The following is a 15,047-nucleotide window of genomic DNA, read 5'->3' as shown; positions in this document are numbered from 1 at the left end:
GCTCCGGGGGGTGGGCCTCAGCGGCCGGCACCGTCGCCTTGGGAGGCCTGTCCAGGTGGGTGGCGTGCTCGGTCTGGCGGCTGGCGGGGCGGGCGGGCCGTTCGGAGGGCTTGGAGCCCGATGGCGACGGTGATGGCGCACGGGCCATGGGCCGGTTCTCCACCCGGATGGGCTCGGTGGGGAGCGTGTCGTCATCACCACGACCCGCCGTCAGGGTGGACGTGTCCTTCGAGAGCTCCTGCGCGGCGGCGGTGCGTTGCGCCGCCGCGCCAGGCGGCGTCACCCGCGCCAGCAACTGGGCGCACTTGCGGCAACCTTCCGCATGTCTGCGCAATGGATTGGATTCCGAAGCATGAAGCTGTCCAGCGGCGAGCGCCCGCGCGGTGATTTCGTCAAAGCAGGACACGGAGGCAACGTTCTCCCACGCTCCGTGTCCCCGAGAAAGGGGGGCTTTTCATGCCAAGCGGCCCTTTCTTGGACTCTCTGCTTCACGCCGGAGGCCGCGCGTGCTGCCATGCGGTACGTCTGGCTGCGTCATCCTGGAGTCCCAACGTGTCCCACACTTCGCCCTCGCTCGAGCTCTCCCAGCCCCCGCTGCTCGCCAAGGAATTGCTGCGTGCCGCCGTGGCCCGCCGGCCCTCGCGGCCCGGAGAGGTGCCTCGCCTGGATGTGCGGGTGAAAGGCTTCACTCCGGACGCCAGACAACTGGCCCGCTACCGGGAGGTGTGTGGGTTTCCCGAGGATGGCTACCTGCCGCTGCCTTTCCCTCAGGTGCTCGCGACGTCGTTGCACCTCACGTTGCTCAACCACCCGGCGTTCCCCTACCGGTTGCTGGGCATGGTGCACGTGCGCAATCACATCCAGCAGCATCACCGCCTGCACGCCGGGGCCCGGCTCTCCGTCCATGCCTGGGTCGAAGGTCAGCGTGAGGCACGGCAGGGGCGCGAGCTGGATTTGCACACCGTGGTGGAGTCGGACGGCGCGCAGGTGTGGAGCGCCGTCACCACGATGCTCCGCCGCCTGCCTGGAATGGGGGAGCGGCCACGTGAGGCGGGGCGTCCTCCCTCCTCCGACGAGGCGCACGTCTTCGCCAACAGTCGTCCGGCCAACTGGTCCGTCCCGGAGAACGCGGGCCGCCGTTACGCCCGGGCCTCGGGCGACTACAACCCCATCCACTTGTATGGCTTCACGGCGCGCCCCTTCGGCTTTCCCCGCGCCATCGTCCATGGAATGTGGACCGTGGGCCGCTGCGTGGCGGAGATGGGCGAGGCCGCGGAGGCTCCCGCGCTCACGTTGTCCTCGGAGTTCCGCCGTCCGCTCCTGCTGCCTTCTCGGGTCATCTTCCAGACCGCCCCGCAGCCCGAGGGCGCCGTTGCCTACCGGGTGATGGCGGAGGACGGCCAGCTCCACTTGCTGGGCCGCCTGTCACCGGGCGCGGCGCCAGCGCGGTGACGATGCGCCCGGCGCGGGACCGAGGGCGTCACTGCGGCACGAGCAACACGTCATCCAGGTACAGCGCCGGCTGGTCCGTGCCGGAGTCGTCCTGGAAGTAGATGTCCCGCAGCGTGCCCGTGGTGGCCCCGATGCTGGAGAGGGGAATCGTCACCTGTTGCCAGACTCCGGGAGCGATGGGCGCCCCCAGCGCGGTGTCCAGGCGGGTGGTGCCAAGCATCTGCGTGCCATCGTGGAGCACCAGCCGCACCGCCTGTCCTCCCGCGGTACCGCCGTGGACCCAGAAGCGGATGGATTGATACTGCGCCAGGTCCAGGCCAGGGTGATGGAAGAGCAGGCCATTCCACGTGTCCGGCTCGAAGCGGATGGCGGCCGAGCCCGCATGGACCACTCCCGTCTCGTCGAGTGAGTGGTCCGCCCAGCTCCAGTTGGCGAAGCCGTTCTGCAGCGCGTCGGTGTAGACGAACATGCCCGTGGTCAGGTCGGGTTCGGTGCGCCCCTCCGTCAGTGCCAGTCCTTCGGCCAGCGTCACGGTGCGCACGCCGTGCGTCTGCACGTAGTCGAGGATGTCCGCGAAGTGGGTCGTTTCGTACTGGGTGTCACGGGTCGGCGTGCCGTTGACGAACTCGTGGAAGACGAGGATGAGCCAGCTCTTCTCCGCGATGGCCTGGTCCACCCAGCCCTGGACGGTGCTGACTGGAACGGTGCGGGCCACGTCATTGGCGCGCAGTTCGTAGACGACGGTGTCGCGGAAGTTGCGGCCCGCGTTCACCGTGCGGCTGCTGGCGTAATGCTGGCGGATGGCGTCGAGCACCGGGCCGTTCTGCAGGCCATACGGCACCACGAGATTGGGGACGGCGGGCAGGCCCAGCGCGCTCTCCAGCCAGGCACGAGAGTCCTGGAGTTCGGCCGCGAGCTGCGTTGGGGACAGCGACGTCAGGTCCGGGTGTGTCAGCGTGTGGCTGGCGATGTCATTGCCCTCGGTGACGAGCGTCTGGGCTTGCGTCAGCGACATGTAGCCACCCCAGCCTTCGTGGATGGCCAGGGTGACGAGGCCGTAGGTGGCGGGGATGTTCCGCGCGTTGAGCTCGGGGCGGGCCAGCGAGAACTGTGTGGCCCAGCCGTCGTCCAGGGTGATGGTGACCATCCCCTCGGTGAAGGGCGCCGAGGCGAACGCGGGTGGCGCCAGGGACAGGAGGAGCAGCGAGACGAACCTTCGAAACACCCCGTGCGGTCTGGACATGGATTTCCCCCACCGCGGCGAGTCAGCCTCGTGCGGCATGATGAATCCGATACCAGACGGAACGGACGCCAGGCAACCGGCCGGGCCCCCTGGGCAAGTGGCGTGGACGTGGCAGGTGCATCACGCCGACGCCAGGGCGAGGGAAGGGATTCGAATAGGGGTGCCCCGTGTTCGTCTGAGCCACTGTAGGCCCTTGGAAAAGGAACTCGCTGCATGAAGAAAGTCGCCGCGCTCGCATGTCTGTTGGCCTTGTTGGGAGCGATTCCCTCTCAGGCCGCCGAGCTGAAGGACGTATTCGGCCGTGAGGTCCCCGTCGGCAAGGGGCGGCCCACCCTGGTGCTGTACGCCAACCGGGGCTCTCGGGATGAGCTGCGCCAGCACGCCTACTCGTTCATCTACGACCTGCGCGAGGAGCGGCCCATTGTCCTGATTCACGTGGACCTGCGGGACGTCCCCGGCCTCTTCAAGGGCATGGCGCGGGGCGAAATCAAGAAGAGCCACCGCGAGTCCATCGAGCACATGCGGAACATCTTCCGTCAGCACGGCGAGGCGCCGCCTCCCGAGCTGGAGTCGTCGCTCTTCATGGTGGCGGATGCCAAGGGCGAGCCGCACCAAGCCATGGGGCTGAAGAAGGGGTTCGGCCAGGTCGTCGCCAAGGTGCTGAGCCCGTCGGGGCGGGAGCTGGCACGGGGCCCCTTCCCAGAGAGTGCCCGCAAGCTCGGCCAGACGATGGCCTCGGCCTCGGAGGGCCTTTCGACGCTCCGAGTCGTGGACATGTCCCGCTGACGCCTCGCGCCCCGCTCAGCTGCCGGGCGCTGGGGGCTCGGTGGGGGGCCGTGTAATCCACGCGGCGATGAAGACGTCCAGCTCGCCGCGCAGGACGTCCTTCACGCGCGGGGTGCCGGCGCCAGTGCGCGGGTCCTCCACCCGGGCGCCCCGTCCCAGGTAGTAACGCCGTGCCTCGTCTGTGTTGCTGCCCTGGCCGTAGACGACACGCGCGGCGATGTCCTTCAGTTCGTCGATCTCCGTGGCGCCAGTGAGCGTGAGTACGCGTCCGGAGGACTCGTCCTTCACCGTCACCTCGGTGCGGACGCGCTGGAGGTAGGCGCCCTCGTGGCTCTTCATGGGCCGGCCCTGGACCTCCAGGTAGGCCAGCTCCTCCTCGGAGATCGAGCCGCCGCGGTGGACGCGCACGTAGGCGCGCTGGCGCTTCTCGTCTTCCAGCCGCCGGTGCATGCCCGCTTCGCCCGCGAGGAAGCCATATGCTCCCGGGCCGGCGATTCGCACGACGACGCGCGAGGGCTCCTCCGCCTCGGCGACCGCGACCGCCTCGTAGCCGCGCCGCTGGGCCCAGCCCAGGTACATGGTGGCCAGCTCCTGCACCCAGGTCGCCTGGGCCTCCGCCGAGTCACTGGCGCAGATGTCCACCAGTGCCTCGGTGTCCTGGGTGGTGGCCCCGGAGGCGTGCAGGGCCTCCGCCATCTGGACCTCGCGCGCCACGTCCTCCACCTGCCGCGCCGCGGAGCCGAGCTGCACCTCGTTCTTCGCCTCCCGCACCAGCCGCCGCGCGAACAGGCCCGCGGCCTCCAGCCGCTCCAGTTCGTTGAGTTGCGCCTCCACGGTGCGGAAGGCGCGGATGACCTCGGCGGCACGCGTGGGGTCGTCCCAGAGGTTGGGCGCCTGCGTCTCCGCCAGCAGCTCCGCGCGGCGCTGCTCCAACTGCGGCCGGCCGGCGGAGTCCGCTAGGGCGCGCGCCTTGCCCACCAGGCGGTCCATCTCGAACAGGAGTGACTTGCGGTCCAGCCGCCGCTTCACCGGCGCCGCGCGAGCGGACGGCAGCAGCAACTGCGCGGTGGGGGAGGGCGGCGGCGCGGCGGGCTCCGCCACGGCGGTGACGCGGCCGCCCAGGCGGGCCTCGACGCGGACGGGCGTGCCCGGAGGCAGCGGCCTGCGCGCAATCTCCACGGCCAGCGCCGCGGTGAGCGTCTTCTCGATTTCACGCTGCAGGTAGCGCGCGCCGAACTGGGGCGAGTACCCCCGCTCCACGAGCAGGTCCACCACCGCGGGCGTCACCTCCACGTCCAGGGCGCGCGCGCGGATACCCTCGCGCTCCAGCACGCGGCCGACCTCGCGCTGCGCAATCTTCCGGATGTCCACCTTGGACAGGGGCCGGAAGTGGCAGATGGCGTCGAAGCGGTTGAGGAACTCCGGACGGAACGCCTCTCCGATGCGCCGGTCGACCTCGGGGACCATCTCCTCCGCGCGGCGCGCGCCCGTGAAGCCCATGCCGGACTCGCGATACACCTCCGCGCCCACGTTGGACGTGGCGACGATGAGCGTGTTGTTGCACGACACCGTCTCGCCGGCCCCGTTGACGAAGGTGCCCTCGTCGAAGAGTTGGAGGAAGCGGTCGTGGACGCTGCGCGCCGCCTTCTCGAACTCGTCGAGCAGCAGCACGGTGAACACCTTGCCGTCCAGCAGGGCGCTCAGCTCTCCCCGCCGTGTCTCCAGGGCTGGGGCCCAGGTGGCGCCGAAGGGGACGCTCTCGTCACCGTCGTTGGGGTAGTCCGCCATGTTGAGGCGCACCAGCCTGTCCGCCGAGCCGAACAGGTACTCCGCCAGCAGCTTGGCCAGCTGCGTCTTTCCCACGCCCGTGGGACCCGCGAAGAGGAACACGCCCAGGGGGCGGCGCGGATCGTTGAGGCCGGCCTTGAGCAGCGCCACCGAGCGCAATACCGCGCCCACTGCGTCCGTCTGTCCCAGCAGCCGCTCGCCGAAGAAGCGCTCTGTCTCATCGAGGTCCAACGGCATCGCGTCGTCGACGACGAAGCGAGGCAGCCGCGTGGCCGCGCAGAAGCGGGTGAGTACGTCTTCGGGACCCACATGGTCCTTGGCCGCGCTGGCCGCCTCCGCGGCTGTCTCCTTCAGCAGCTCGATGGCCTTGCGCGGCATGCGCTGCGCGAGCAGGAACTTGGACGACAGGCGCAGCGCCAGGTCGCACGCCGCCGGGTCGATGGGCAGCCGCAGCTCGCGCTCCAGCTCCTCCGCCACGCGGCCCAGCACCCAGCGGGCCTTCTCCATCGGAGGCTCATGCAGGGGCAGCAGGTGGAGCCGCTCGGCCAGCGCCTCATCGGAGCGAAGCAGCTCCTGCACGCGCTTGGGCTCTGTCTCGAAGATGAAGCGCAGGCCCCCGGTGCGCAGTCCGCGCACGGCGACGGGCGCCAGCGGGCCACCGAGGGCCGCGGGCAGGTCCCGGATGTAGACGATGGGGCGGGGGTGCCGGGCGAGGTAGGCCAGCAGCTCCTCGAAGCTCTCCGCCGCCTGGCGCTGGGTGCTGCGCGCCAGGATGTTGGCGACGGACACCTCCACGACCCGTGCATTCGCCAGCTCGGCGTCCACGCGGCCTTCGGCGATGCGCCGGGCCACCTCCTGCACCAGGGCGCTCTTTCCCACGCCGGGCTCACCAGCCAGCAGGGGATGCTTGCCGCCCCGCGTGAGCAGGCCCAGCACCTCCGTGACGGCGGCATCCACGCCGTGTGCGGCCGGTAGCTTTCCCTCCCGCGCTAGCGCGGTGAGGTCGCGGTCGATGAGCCGCTCCTGGTCCTCGCTTTTCCTCGTCGCCATGTCTCGTCTGCCGCCCCCTCGCCGGGAGCGCACTCTAACCCCCTTGAACCGTGGGGGTGAGCGCGCAATCCCGGTCAAATGCGTGCCCCGAAGGGGACGCGGCCGTGACGGCCCCGCTCAAGGGGCTGGCGGCGGGGCCATTCCTGGCTGGGCCGGGGGGATGGCCCGGAGATATTCGTAGACGGCCTTCAGGTCCTGGTCGCGCATCTTCGCGTAGGTGGGCCAGGGCATCACCGGGATGATGGCTCCGGATTTACGGCCTGTCCGCATCAGCGCCAGGAACGCCTCGAAGGTCTTGCCGCCTGGGAGACCCTGCGCATCCGGGGTGATGTTGGAGGAGACGAGGCCTGGACCGAACGGCTTTCCTCCCGCGAGGAAGTTCGTGGTGTTGATCTGCTCGGGTTCGCCCTGATGCGGGTCGCCTCCGGGGAGATAGCCCGGCTGGGTGTGACAGTCGCTACAGCCGGCCTGGGCATTGAGGATGTAGCTCCCCAATCCCACCAGGTTCCGGTCCAGGCCTTCCAGCTTCAACGGCACGGGCGAGATTCGAAGCCCGATGTCGATGCGCTCCTGGTCCTCGGCGCCCACCGGAATCTGGGCCTGCTCTCCTCCGGGAGGCTCCTTCTGGGCGGAGTCATTCGACCCGCAGCCAACGCCGACACCTCCCGTGATGCCCAGGAGGACCCAGCCCGCCGTCACCCACCGTCCCATCCGCGCATGCATCATGTGTCCGTCCCCTTGTTTGGCCGGTGGCGGGAGCGTAGGGACGCCCGGGCGCACGGCCATGCTGCGTGCCGGTGTCGCATCACGTCACGCTGCGGACAGTCCCGTGTGGCCCGCGGAGCGGTGGGCATACATAGCGGAAGCCAGAGGACTCGAACCTCGGGCCGAAGAGTGGCTCGCACCCGTTAGCAGCGGGGCCTGGCGCCATCGCCAGTTCAGCTTCCAGAAAAACCGCCAGCAGCGACATCCCGCCTGCTGGCGCGCGGGGCGGCTGTCGGGGTGGGAGCCGCCTCTGGCGGACTCCCGGACCTCCGAGTGCATCCACCGCCGGGGCGGAACACTCAGGAGGCGGAAGCCACCTCGGGTGGCTCCCCTTTCCCCCACGGCCTTACTCCTGCAGTTCCACGTGCCAGTAGGCGACGTCCCTGAGGAACTTCGCCCAGGACATGGGCATGCCCTTCTCGAACAGGAACGTCAGGTGCATCGCCTCGGGCACCTTCTTCGGCTTCATGGGCGCCGTGCGCAGGGCCATGCGGGCCTGCTCCGGCGTCCGGTTGCCCTTCTTCTGATTGCAGGGCACGCACGCGATGACGATGTTCTCCCAGCTCGTCTTGCCACCCTGTGCGCGCGGCAGGACGTGGTCATACGTGGCCTCCGGGCGCGTCACCTTGATGCCGCAGTACTGGCAGCGGCAGTTGTCCCGCAGGTAGACGTTCTCCCGGCTGAACTTCACACCCTTGGGCCGCCGGCGCAGGCCTCGGATGAAGCGGATGACGGAGGGCATGCGAATCTCCACCGTCACCGAGCGCACGACGCGGTCCTCGTACTCCTCGACCACCTCGACCTTGCCCTGGAAGATGAGCATCACCGCGCGTTGCCAGGGAACACGTGCGACAGGTTCGAAAGACTGACTCAGGACCAGCGTCTCCATGACACGATGCCTCGTGGGTTATGCCGGAAGCGGGAGTCGAACCCGCACCCTCCAGGCTCTCGACCTGGTGCCTCTGCCAATTGGGCTACTCCGGCGTTGGTGAAGTGGATTCGCCGGGATTCGAACCCGGATCCCTCGGGTGCAAGCCGAGTGCTCTCCCCTTGAGCTACGTACCCATGTGCTGCAAGAGCAGGCCGCCAGGGAATCGAACCCTGCATGCGCGGATTTGGAGTCCAAGCTGCTCCCAAAGCGCGGCCTATGACGAACTGCTCCCCAAGGAGCGCGCAAACGCTCTGAGGGGGTGAAAGGTGGAACCGGAGGCAGGCTTTGCACCTGCACCTGCGGAGTCAGAGTCCGCCATCCTTGCTGGTTAGACGACTCCGGTATGTGCTGCTGCTTCAGATACCTCCGGAGGGATTCGAACCCTCGCCGTCCGCTTAAGAGGCAGATGCTCTACCAATGAGCTACGGAGGTGTGTTGTGTGCCGCCCCAGGAAAGAGCAGACGGCATGCATTCATCACGACGATTCAGTTGTCAGATAGCCTGTCTGTCGGGGTACTCGGACTCGAACCGAGATTTCTCGCGTATCAGACGAGTGCCCTACCCTTGAGCGATACCCCGTGAGGTGTGTGCGACCGGGCGTGGCGGGCCACGCTCGTGCTGCATGGGGACGCTGGGAGTTGAACCCAGCGGGCCCTGTCGGGCTCGGGCTCTACAGGCCCGCGCGTCTCCCCTAACGCTCTACGTCCCCGGAGGAGCGGGGCCCTGAAAGCCGAGAGGCCGGGTCCCCTGGATGGGAGCCCGGCCTCTGCGTGGCTTGGCGCGCCGGTGACGGAGCGCGAGCTTCAGCAGGGTACGGGCGGATGGCCGCCAATCCGGTCAAATCCCACGATGCACTTCGAATCGAAGCTCACAAGGGAGCTGGAGGCGGCGTCGAGCTGGGACCAGAGGTTGTTGCGATAGCTGCGCTTCATCGGGTTCGTCTGCATCGTCAACGTCGTCATGGCCGCCGCTCCTTTCGAGGAGACCTTACGTCCGGTGATTTTCGTTCCTGACAAGGCTCGGTGGCACGGAGTGTCGCATGGTGCTTGCGATAGAGCTCGGTGCGCCTTCATGCTGCCGATGCAGAACCCCCTTGTCGGTTCTCAACCAGAAAGGTCGCCCTCCATGCGTGGTGCATTTGGCAAATCCTCGTGGGCCGGCGGTGTCGTCTTGCTGGCGGGTGCGCTCGCCTCGTGCACGCAGCAGGCGCCACCGACATCCATGAACCTTCGAGAATTGAACATTGTGGACGCGCAAGGACAGACACGTGTCCGCATCGGGGCCCCCCTCCCGGGGCCACGTGCCGCGCCCGGTTATGGACTTCAGTTCCTGGGCCCGTCGGGCCAGGAGATGGGAGGGATTGGAATGCTGGACGAGCGAGGCTTCCACGGACTGTGCTTCGACAGCGCGGAGGGCTATGAGGCCGTGTGTGTCTCAACCATCCGCGGGAGGCCCTCGATTCAACTTCGCTCGAACGATGGGAACTCCCCCCAGGAGCGCATCACCCTCGGTGTCAACGAGAGCGGCGTCGCGACCGTGGAGATCCGCGACGCCGCTGGCAAGACGCACGTCCGATTGGAGGTCGGAAAGGACGGTCATACGCGCATCGAGGGTGTCAGCCCGCCCCTGACAAGCCAGGAGCCCTAGACTCCGCGTTGACGGCCCTCGTGCCGGCCAAGTCCCGAGTCGTGTGGAGTCGGTGAAGAGGGGCGTGCAGGACAGAGGGAAGCTTCTCGGTGAAACCGTCCGAGAAGGTCCTCTCCAGCAGCCTCGCCGAATCCAATCCCGACGTGCGCTCCTTCGCCGACTCCGCCGCGCCATCGGGCGGGCGGACGTGGACGCTCGGAAAGACGTTCGCGGGGGAATCAGCGCTGAACGAGCGACTCCTCACTCGCGAGGTCCGACCGTCAGTGCCGCCTCGAGGCGTTTCTCCACCCGGGCCTGCGACGCTCGTGCGCGTGCCGTGTTATGCGGCTCCGCTCAAGACCTTCCGACACGGAGCAAGTCATGCGAAGCCTCATTCTCTGGACCCTGCTGTTGTTCTCCACGACGGCCCTGGCAGCCGAGACACGACTGGTCGTGAGGGCTCTCGCTCGGGACGGCAAGTTCGTCGGGACGTCCATGGGAGGCGTGCGGGTGGTGCTCCGGGATGCGCAGTCCGGCCAGGTGCTGGTCAGCGGCGTCACAGCCGGCTCGACAGGCAACACGCAGACGCTGATGAAGCAGCCACAAGTGCGGGGGGCGCCGCTCGCGGATGAGTCATCCGCGAAGTTCACGGCCACCCTGGACCTCACCGAGCCGCGGCTGGTGACCGTGGAGGTGTCCGGGCCCCTCGCGCAGCGGCAGGCACTCGCCACCAGCACGACCCAACTCTGGATGCTGCCCGGCAAACACATCGAGGGCGATGGCCTCATCCTGGAGCTGCCCGGCTTCGTGATGAAGGTGGTGACCCCGTCAGCTCACGAGTTCTTCAAGCTCCCGGCCGACAAGAAACTCACCCTTCCTCTTCGCGCCAACCTCACGCTCATGTGTGGCTGCCCTACCGAGCCCAAGGGGCTCTGGGACTCCAACCGGTATGAACTGCAGGCCACGGTGAAGCACAACGGGAAGCCGCTCACCCAGCTCCCCCTGAAGTACGCCGGGAAGACCAGCACCTTCGAGGCAGCGCTGTCCGTCCAGCAGCTGGGTATCTACGAAGTCACCGTGACTGCATACGACCCCATCACCGGCAATACCGGAGTGGACTACACCACGTTCATCGTCGAGTCCTGACAGTGTACCGCACCGGGTTGTTGAGACACCAGGTTGGTCGTAATCAGGCCGCTTGCTTCTGCATTAGTTCCCGCCGGGCCTGACTGGGCGAGAGGAAGTTGTGACGCTCCGGCAGCCAGTGCTCGTTGTACCGGTGAGCCCACTGCCGCAGGGTCCGCCGGAGTTCTTCCACAGTGGCGAAGGTGCGTACCCAGCGCAGTTGCTCCTTGATCGTGCGGATGAAGCGCTCGGCGCAGCCATTGCCCTCGGGACTGCGGACGAAGGATGGGCTGGACGCGGCGCCCAGGAAGCGCAGCTCGTCCTGGAAAGCGTCGGAGGTGTACTGACTGCCGTTGTCGTGGCGAATGGTTGGCCCCGACGCCACACCCCGGCCGCAGGCACCGAAGCGCGCCTTGACGTCCTGGCGAATGGGCTCGAGGTCCTCGAAACGGGTGCCCACATTGGCTTTGTGGATGCCGACACACTCGGCGGTGCCGTGGTCGACGGCGATGAAGACGGTGGCCTGGCCCTCCAGCGTCGTCACCGTTCAGGTGGCGTCGGTGCCCCACATGATGTCGGGCTTGTCGGTGGTGATGATGCCGTCATGGTGGCGAGGACCCAGCACCCGGCGGGCTCGGCCCGGTTGTCCATGACCAGAAATCCACGCTTCCTGGGGACCATCAACAGCCTGGCTCTGCGTCCAGCCGTAGTCCGCGCTCCTCCCCACAGAGGCAGCCACACTGGCTCGTCTCGAACAGGATGCAGAAGCCGCTCGCGTCGGGCGCTGGCACGTCGCTTCTGCGAACTGGTACGCGAACGCGGCGTTACGCGCGGTGCCAAGCCGACCTCTTCGTGCGCCACCTTCGAGCAGTGGCTGGCCGAGGCGCGCACGTGTGGAGTACGCGCGGTGGAGACCTTCGCGCAGGGGCTTGAGCAGGATGGCGATGCCGTCCGGGCCGCGCTGACCACCTGCTGGAGCAACGCCCAGGCGGAGGGGCAAATCACGAAGCTCAAGTTCCTCAAACGTCAGATGTACGGCCGCGCCAGCTTCAACTTGCTGCGTCGCCGCGTGCTGCTGGCCGCCTGAGCCTACCCTTCACATAAAATGCGGGAGAGCCACGAAATCGGGGCAGCTTCAGCCGCGCTGTCCCACCTGCCACCGCACCAACCACCACCGCACCTCACCTCGCCTGCTCGGCCTCCCCGTCCGCCCCTCGGGCCCCTGACGCAGTCGTGTTAGTCCCCGCCGTCGTCATCCCCCCCGGGGTCATCGTTGCCCAAGACGACCTCGCGCACCAACTCCTCCCCTTCACGGACGCAGACGCCTTCGTCCGTCTTGTCGTGCTCGTCCCCCTCGACCTCCAGCGTGTAGCAGCCCGCAGGCAAAGGACCGATGCGCACCTCGCCGCTCGATGCGTCCACCTCCAGGTCATCGAACACGGTTTCGTCCACCTCCACCTTGGCGCGCGGCGGCACGTCGCCCCGGCTGTCACGCACGCGCACGGTGATGAAGCCACCCAGGGGCGCGTCGATAGTGCCCACGTCGATGATGCGAGCGCCCTGTGCCAGCACCTTCGTGCGGGCAGCCCGGGTTCGCGAGGCCACCAGGAACAACTCCACGGAGGTGGCGGGGACGTCCCTCAATTCGAAGCGCCCGTCCGGGGACACGCTCGCGCGTAGGTCGGGCTTGCCGAACACGCTCACCACCGCCACGTCGGCCTCGACGTCGAGGATTCGCCCGCGCACGATGCCCGCCTCCAAGGGCCCGTTGTTGAAGCCGCCACAGGCTCCTGCGACGGACAGCGCCGCCATCGCCAGGAACGACGGATGTCTCGACGCACGCATCAGAAGCGATACCCTCCACTCAGCGACAGGCCACCGAAGCCAACCACGCGGGTGCGGCCGTCCACCGGGATATAGGCCCAGAGCAACTGGCCCTTCGCCTCCAGCACCAGCCGGGCTCCTATGCGCCATGAGACTCCCCCCATCCAGCCAGGCCACACCGTGAGGTAGCGCTCGTCCTGGCTCAATAGGTCCAACTGGAAGGAGCGCTCCAGCCACAAAGCGGCCACACGCGGCCCTGTAGACACCCCCAGCCGGCCCCACTCCCACGAGGGCCCCACCGTCACACCCAGCATCACCGCGCGGTGGCGCACCGGCACCGTGCCTCCCACGTCGAGCCTGAGTGCCTGACGCCCTTCCCCCACCACCAGGTCCACCCCGACATCCAGCCGCTGCTCCAGCAGCACTCCGCTCAGCCGCAGGCCTGCTCCCGCCATCACCGTGGGCGGGAGCACCTCGCGGCGGTTGCGTCCATCGAGGAATCCCAGCGCGCCCACCTCCAGGGAGACGGTGCGACGGTCGCCCTCCGCCAGCTCACGCAGCAGCGAATCCAGCGCGCGCCGCTCACCAGGTTGGAGCGCCACGGTGTCCTCCCACAACAGCTCGCCGCCCTTATGCAGCCCCAGCTTGCGCCTGCCCTCTGGGAGCGCCACGCCGCCGGGCAGTTCGCCCGCGTCCACGCCATCCACCTTGAGCGTGAAGCCCTCCAGGCGCGGGCTGTAGGAGAAGACCTCCGGCTGTCCAGGCCTCGTCAGCGTGCCGGCGAGCAGCACCGGGTCCGCGCCCACTTCCGTCATCCGCGCGCTCGGGCGCTGGCGGCCCTGGGTATAGGTCCACGTGTGGCGGCGCGCCCAGTCGTGCGCCTCGGTGGCGCTCACCGCGCCATCCCGGTTGCGGTCTCCGCGGCCGTCAAGCGCCTGGATGAAGAAGTGCGTGTAGATGTCGTTGGCGAGCGCGTCGTCCTCGCGCGCCGCCTCGCCCCAGTCACTGGCGGACAGGATGAGCGAGGCGCGACTGTCCTCTTCAAGCGGACGCGGAAGGAACGCGGCCTTGGTGCGCTCCAGTTCGTCGAGCACCGCCGGGGGCAGCAGCGACTTGCCCGTCCCGCTGTGACACGTGGCCAGCACCAGCACCCGCCTGCGCGAGGCCAGCCGCTCCAACTCCCGCTCCAGTGCCGCCATCTCCAAGCCCGTGCCCTGCACGTCCCGGAAGCGGGTGTCACGCATCACCAGGTAGCGCTGGAGGTCTCCTCGCGCGTCGCGCGCGAGCGTTCCGTGGCCCGAGACATAGACAACCACCACATCCTTCGGCCGCCAGGGACGCGCCGCGAGGGCCCGCAGCGCATCCAGCACCGCCGCGCGCGTGGTCTGTTCGGGGCGGCTCAGCACCATCACCGAGTGGAAGCCCCCGCGACTCGGGTCCGCCAATGCGCGCCCCAGATCCTCCGCGTCCTTGCCCGGGTAACGCAGGTCGTTCCAGGACTCGTCATCGTAGTGGTTGACGCCGATGAGAAGCGCGTGCCGCTCGCCCTCGTGCGCCGACGCGAGCTCCGCCGAATCCAGGCGCATCCGCACCGCCCGCCCCTTCTCCCCCGTGCTGACGGCAGTACAGGCGGAGAGTGACAGGAGGGCGAGCCACAGGACGACGTGGAGGCCGGGACGGTTCACGCACACACGCTCAGGGGACAACATACCCCGGATCCACACGCAACCGGAGTCGGGCCTGGGTCGCGTCTTCGGGCACCTGCCGCTGGGCCAGCGCCGCGCCCCGCGCGGCCTCGGAGTAGGGGCCACGTGGCCACGCGGCCAGCACCAGCGCCCTGGGCCCCTGCTCACCTTCCAAGGAGACGCCCGCCAGCTCGCCCTCTTCGCTCAGGTCATGCGTGCCCGCCTGCAGCGTGTATCCGCCCAGCATCTGCGCGGGCCCGTCTGGAGACTCCAACACGAGCAGCGCGTCGGCGACCTCGCTGGAGCGGTAGCGCACGAGCACCACCGCGCCCGAGGGGAGCACGGCGTCCTCCGTCACCGCGCGCAGGCTCCCATCCGGTAGTTGCGCGACCGCTGTCAGCTCCAGCGACATCACCGCGCCACCCTTCAGTCGCTGCGACGGCCCTTCGCGCGAACCCGTCAGCAGCTCCGGGTGGATCGTGAAGGCGACCACGGCCGCGACGGCCACGGCCACGGCGCCGGAGAACCACACGCGGCGGGGGGCGACCAGGCGGCGGCGCAGCCGTGCCCAGCCCAGCGCGTCCTCGCGCGCGGGCGTGAGCGCCCCGAGCGCCTCATCCGCCATCGCGTCCAAGCCGAACACGGGCTCCGCGTCCGCCCCCGCGAGGAACGCCTCGCACACCTCACAGGGCCTCGACAGGTGGTCGGCGAAGTACGCCACCTCGTCGGGTGACTTGTCTTGCAGGGCCCGCAAGTTGCGCGCATTTAGGTG

14 protein-coding genes, 7 tRNA genes and 2 pseudogenes are annotated in these 15,047 nt (G+C 68.6%); 5 read left to right on the top strand and 18 right to left on the bottom strand.

Annotated elements, in window-relative coordinates; all coding sequences use genetic code 11:
• A pseudogene (locus tag FMP39_RS18060) lies at positions 1–406 on the bottom strand (serine/threonine protein kinase); the annotation flags it as partial.
• A 146-nt stretch (positions 407–552) separates the two neighbouring features.
• Between FMP39_RS18060 and FMP39_RS18055 the strand changes: the two are divergent.
• Positions 553–1,452, top strand: a complete 900-nt coding sequence (locus FMP39_RS18055) for a MaoC/PaaZ C-terminal domain-containing protein (RefSeq protein ID WP_141591597.1) — start codon at positions 553–555, stop codon at positions 1,450–1,452.
• Positions 1,453–1,480: 28 nt separating this feature from the next.
• On the opposite strand, the gene FMP39_RS18050 is transcribed toward FMP39_RS18055, so the two are convergent.
• Entirely contained in the window at positions 1,481–2,695 is a 1,215-nt protein-coding gene (locus FMP39_RS18050) for a polysaccharide deacetylase family protein (RefSeq protein ID WP_228558082.1), read from the bottom strand.
• 213 nt (positions 2,696–2,908) lie between these two features.
• On the opposite strand from FMP39_RS18050, the gene FMP39_RS18045 reads away from it, so the two are divergent.
• Entirely contained in the window at positions 2,909–3,481 is a 573-nt protein-coding gene (locus FMP39_RS18045) for a hypothetical protein (RefSeq protein ID WP_090484401.1), read from the top strand.
• Positions 3,482–3,496: 15 nt separating this feature from the next.
• Here FMP39_RS18045 and FMP39_RS18040 read toward each other — a convergent pair whose 3' ends face one another.
• The 11 genes from FMP39_RS18040 to FMP39_RS37460 form a co-directional block, all read right to left on the bottom strand.
• Positions 3,497–6,319 (bottom strand): AAA family ATPase, encoded by a 2,823-nt coding sequence (locus FMP39_RS18040; RefSeq protein ID WP_141591595.1) that lies wholly within the window; start codon positions 6,317–6,319, stop codon positions 3,497–3,499.
• 117 nt (positions 6,320–6,436) lie between these two features.
• Positions 6,437–7,045, bottom strand: coding sequence for a cytochrome C (locus tag FMP39_RS18035; protein ID WP_141591594.1), 609 nt, complete (start codon positions 7,043–7,045; stop codon positions 6,437–6,439).
• A gap of 134 nt (positions 7,046–7,179) precedes the next feature.
• A tRNA-Ser gene (locus FMP39_RS18030) sits at positions 7,180–7,266 on the bottom strand.
• Positions 7,267–7,430: 164 nt separating this feature from the next.
• Positions 7,431–7,973: an HNH endonuclease gene (locus FMP39_RS18025; protein ID WP_140853324.1), complete on the bottom strand. Its 543-nt coding sequence runs from the start codon at positions 7,971–7,973 to the stop codon at positions 7,431–7,433.
• 21 nt (positions 7,974–7,994) lie between these two features.
• A tRNA-Leu gene (locus FMP39_RS18020) sits at positions 7,995–8,068 on the bottom strand.
• A gap of 10 nt (positions 8,069–8,078) precedes the next feature.
• Positions 8,079–8,149: transfer RNA gene (locus FMP39_RS18015), tRNA-Ala, on the bottom strand.
• A gap of 133 nt (positions 8,150–8,282) precedes the next feature.
• Positions 8,283–8,358: transfer RNA gene (locus tag FMP39_RS18010), tRNA-Gln, on the bottom strand.
• A gap of 18 nt (positions 8,359–8,376) precedes the next feature.
• Positions 8,377–8,447, bottom strand: a tRNA-Lys gene (locus FMP39_RS18005).
• Between the two features lie 76 nt (positions 8,448–8,523).
• Positions 8,524–8,594: transfer RNA gene (locus FMP39_RS18000), tRNA-Ile, on the bottom strand.
• A gap of 44 nt (positions 8,595–8,638) precedes the next feature.
• Positions 8,639–8,724, bottom strand: a tRNA-Tyr gene (locus FMP39_RS17995).
• Between the two features lie 94 nt (positions 8,725–8,818).
• Complete coding sequence (locus tag FMP39_RS37460) at positions 8,819–8,977, bottom strand: hypothetical protein (protein WP_194858444.1); 159 nt, start codon at positions 8,975–8,977, stop codon at positions 8,819–8,821.
• Positions 8,978–9,380: 403 nt separating this feature from the next.
• On the opposite strand from FMP39_RS37460, the gene FMP39_RS37980 reads away from it, so the two are divergent.
• Together FMP39_RS37980 and FMP39_RS17985 are read left to right on the top strand one after the other, a co-directional pair.
• Positions 9,381–9,662 (top strand): hypothetical protein, encoded by a 282-nt coding sequence (locus FMP39_RS37980; RefSeq protein ID WP_228558081.1) that lies wholly within the window; start codon positions 9,381–9,383, stop codon positions 9,660–9,662.
• Between the two features lie 360 nt (positions 9,663–10,022).
• The gene (locus FMP39_RS17985; protein WP_228558080.1) at positions 10,023–10,787 is read left to right on the top strand and encodes a hypothetical protein; all 765 of its coding nucleotides are present in this window, start codon (positions 10,023–10,025) and stop codon (positions 10,785–10,787) included.
• A gap of 43 nt (positions 10,788–10,830) precedes the next feature.
• Here FMP39_RS17985 and FMP39_RS17980 read toward each other — a convergent pair whose 3' ends face one another.
• Together FMP39_RS17980 and FMP39_RS37455 are read right to left on the bottom strand one after the other, a co-directional pair.
• Positions 10,831–11,310 carry an integrase core domain-containing protein gene (locus FMP39_RS17980; protein ID WP_141591592.1) on the bottom strand — a complete coding sequence of 160 codons (480 nt, stop codon included), beginning with the start codon at positions 11,308–11,310 and terminating at the stop codon, positions 10,831–10,833.
• A gap of 3 nt (positions 11,311–11,313) precedes the next feature.
• Positions 11,314–11,505 carry a hypothetical protein gene (locus FMP39_RS37455; protein ID WP_194858445.1) on the bottom strand — a complete coding sequence of 64 codons (192 nt, stop codon included), beginning with the start codon at positions 11,503–11,505 and terminating at the stop codon, positions 11,314–11,316.
• On the opposite strand from FMP39_RS37455, the pseudogene FMP39_RS17975 reads away from it, so the two are divergent.
• Positions 11,453–11,853 (top strand): annotated as a pseudogene (locus tag FMP39_RS17975) (transposase); the annotation flags it as partial. The gene FMP39_RS37455 and the pseudogene FMP39_RS17975 sit on opposite strands and share 53 nt — an antisense overlap.
• Before the next feature lie 149 nt (positions 11,854–12,002).
• Here FMP39_RS17975 and FMP39_RS17970 read toward each other — a convergent pair.
• From FMP39_RS17970 to FMP39_RS17960, 3 genes are read right to left on the bottom strand one after another with little or no spacing between them, the layout of a single operon-like run.
• Complete coding sequence (locus tag FMP39_RS17970) at positions 12,003–12,611, bottom strand: carboxypeptidase-like regulatory domain-containing protein (protein ID WP_141591591.1); 609 nt, start codon at positions 12,609–12,611, stop codon at positions 12,003–12,005.
• Complete coding sequence (locus FMP39_RS17965; RefSeq protein WP_368667069.1) at positions 12,611–14,275, bottom strand: caspase domain-containing protein; 1,665 nt, start codon at positions 14,273–14,275, stop codon at positions 12,611–12,613. Before FMP39_RS17965 ends, FMP39_RS17970 begins: the two co-directional genes overlap by 1 nt.
• A 10-nt stretch (positions 14,276–14,285) precedes the next feature.
• On the bottom strand, positions 14,286–15,029 hold the full coding sequence (locus tag FMP39_RS17960; protein ID WP_141591589.1) for a hypothetical protein: 744 nt from the start codon (positions 15,027–15,029) through the stop codon (positions 14,286–14,288).
• Positions 15,030–15,047 lie beyond the last annotated feature (18 nt).

Source organism: Myxococcus sp. AB056 (genome assembly GCF_006547365.1).
Taxonomy (GTDB): Bacteria; Myxococcota; Myxococcia; order Myxococcales; family Myxococcaceae; genus Myxococcus; species Myxococcus virescens.
The sequence above is the reverse complement of the archived record's forward strand: the minus strand, read 5'-3'. Positions and strand labels throughout refer to the sequence as shown.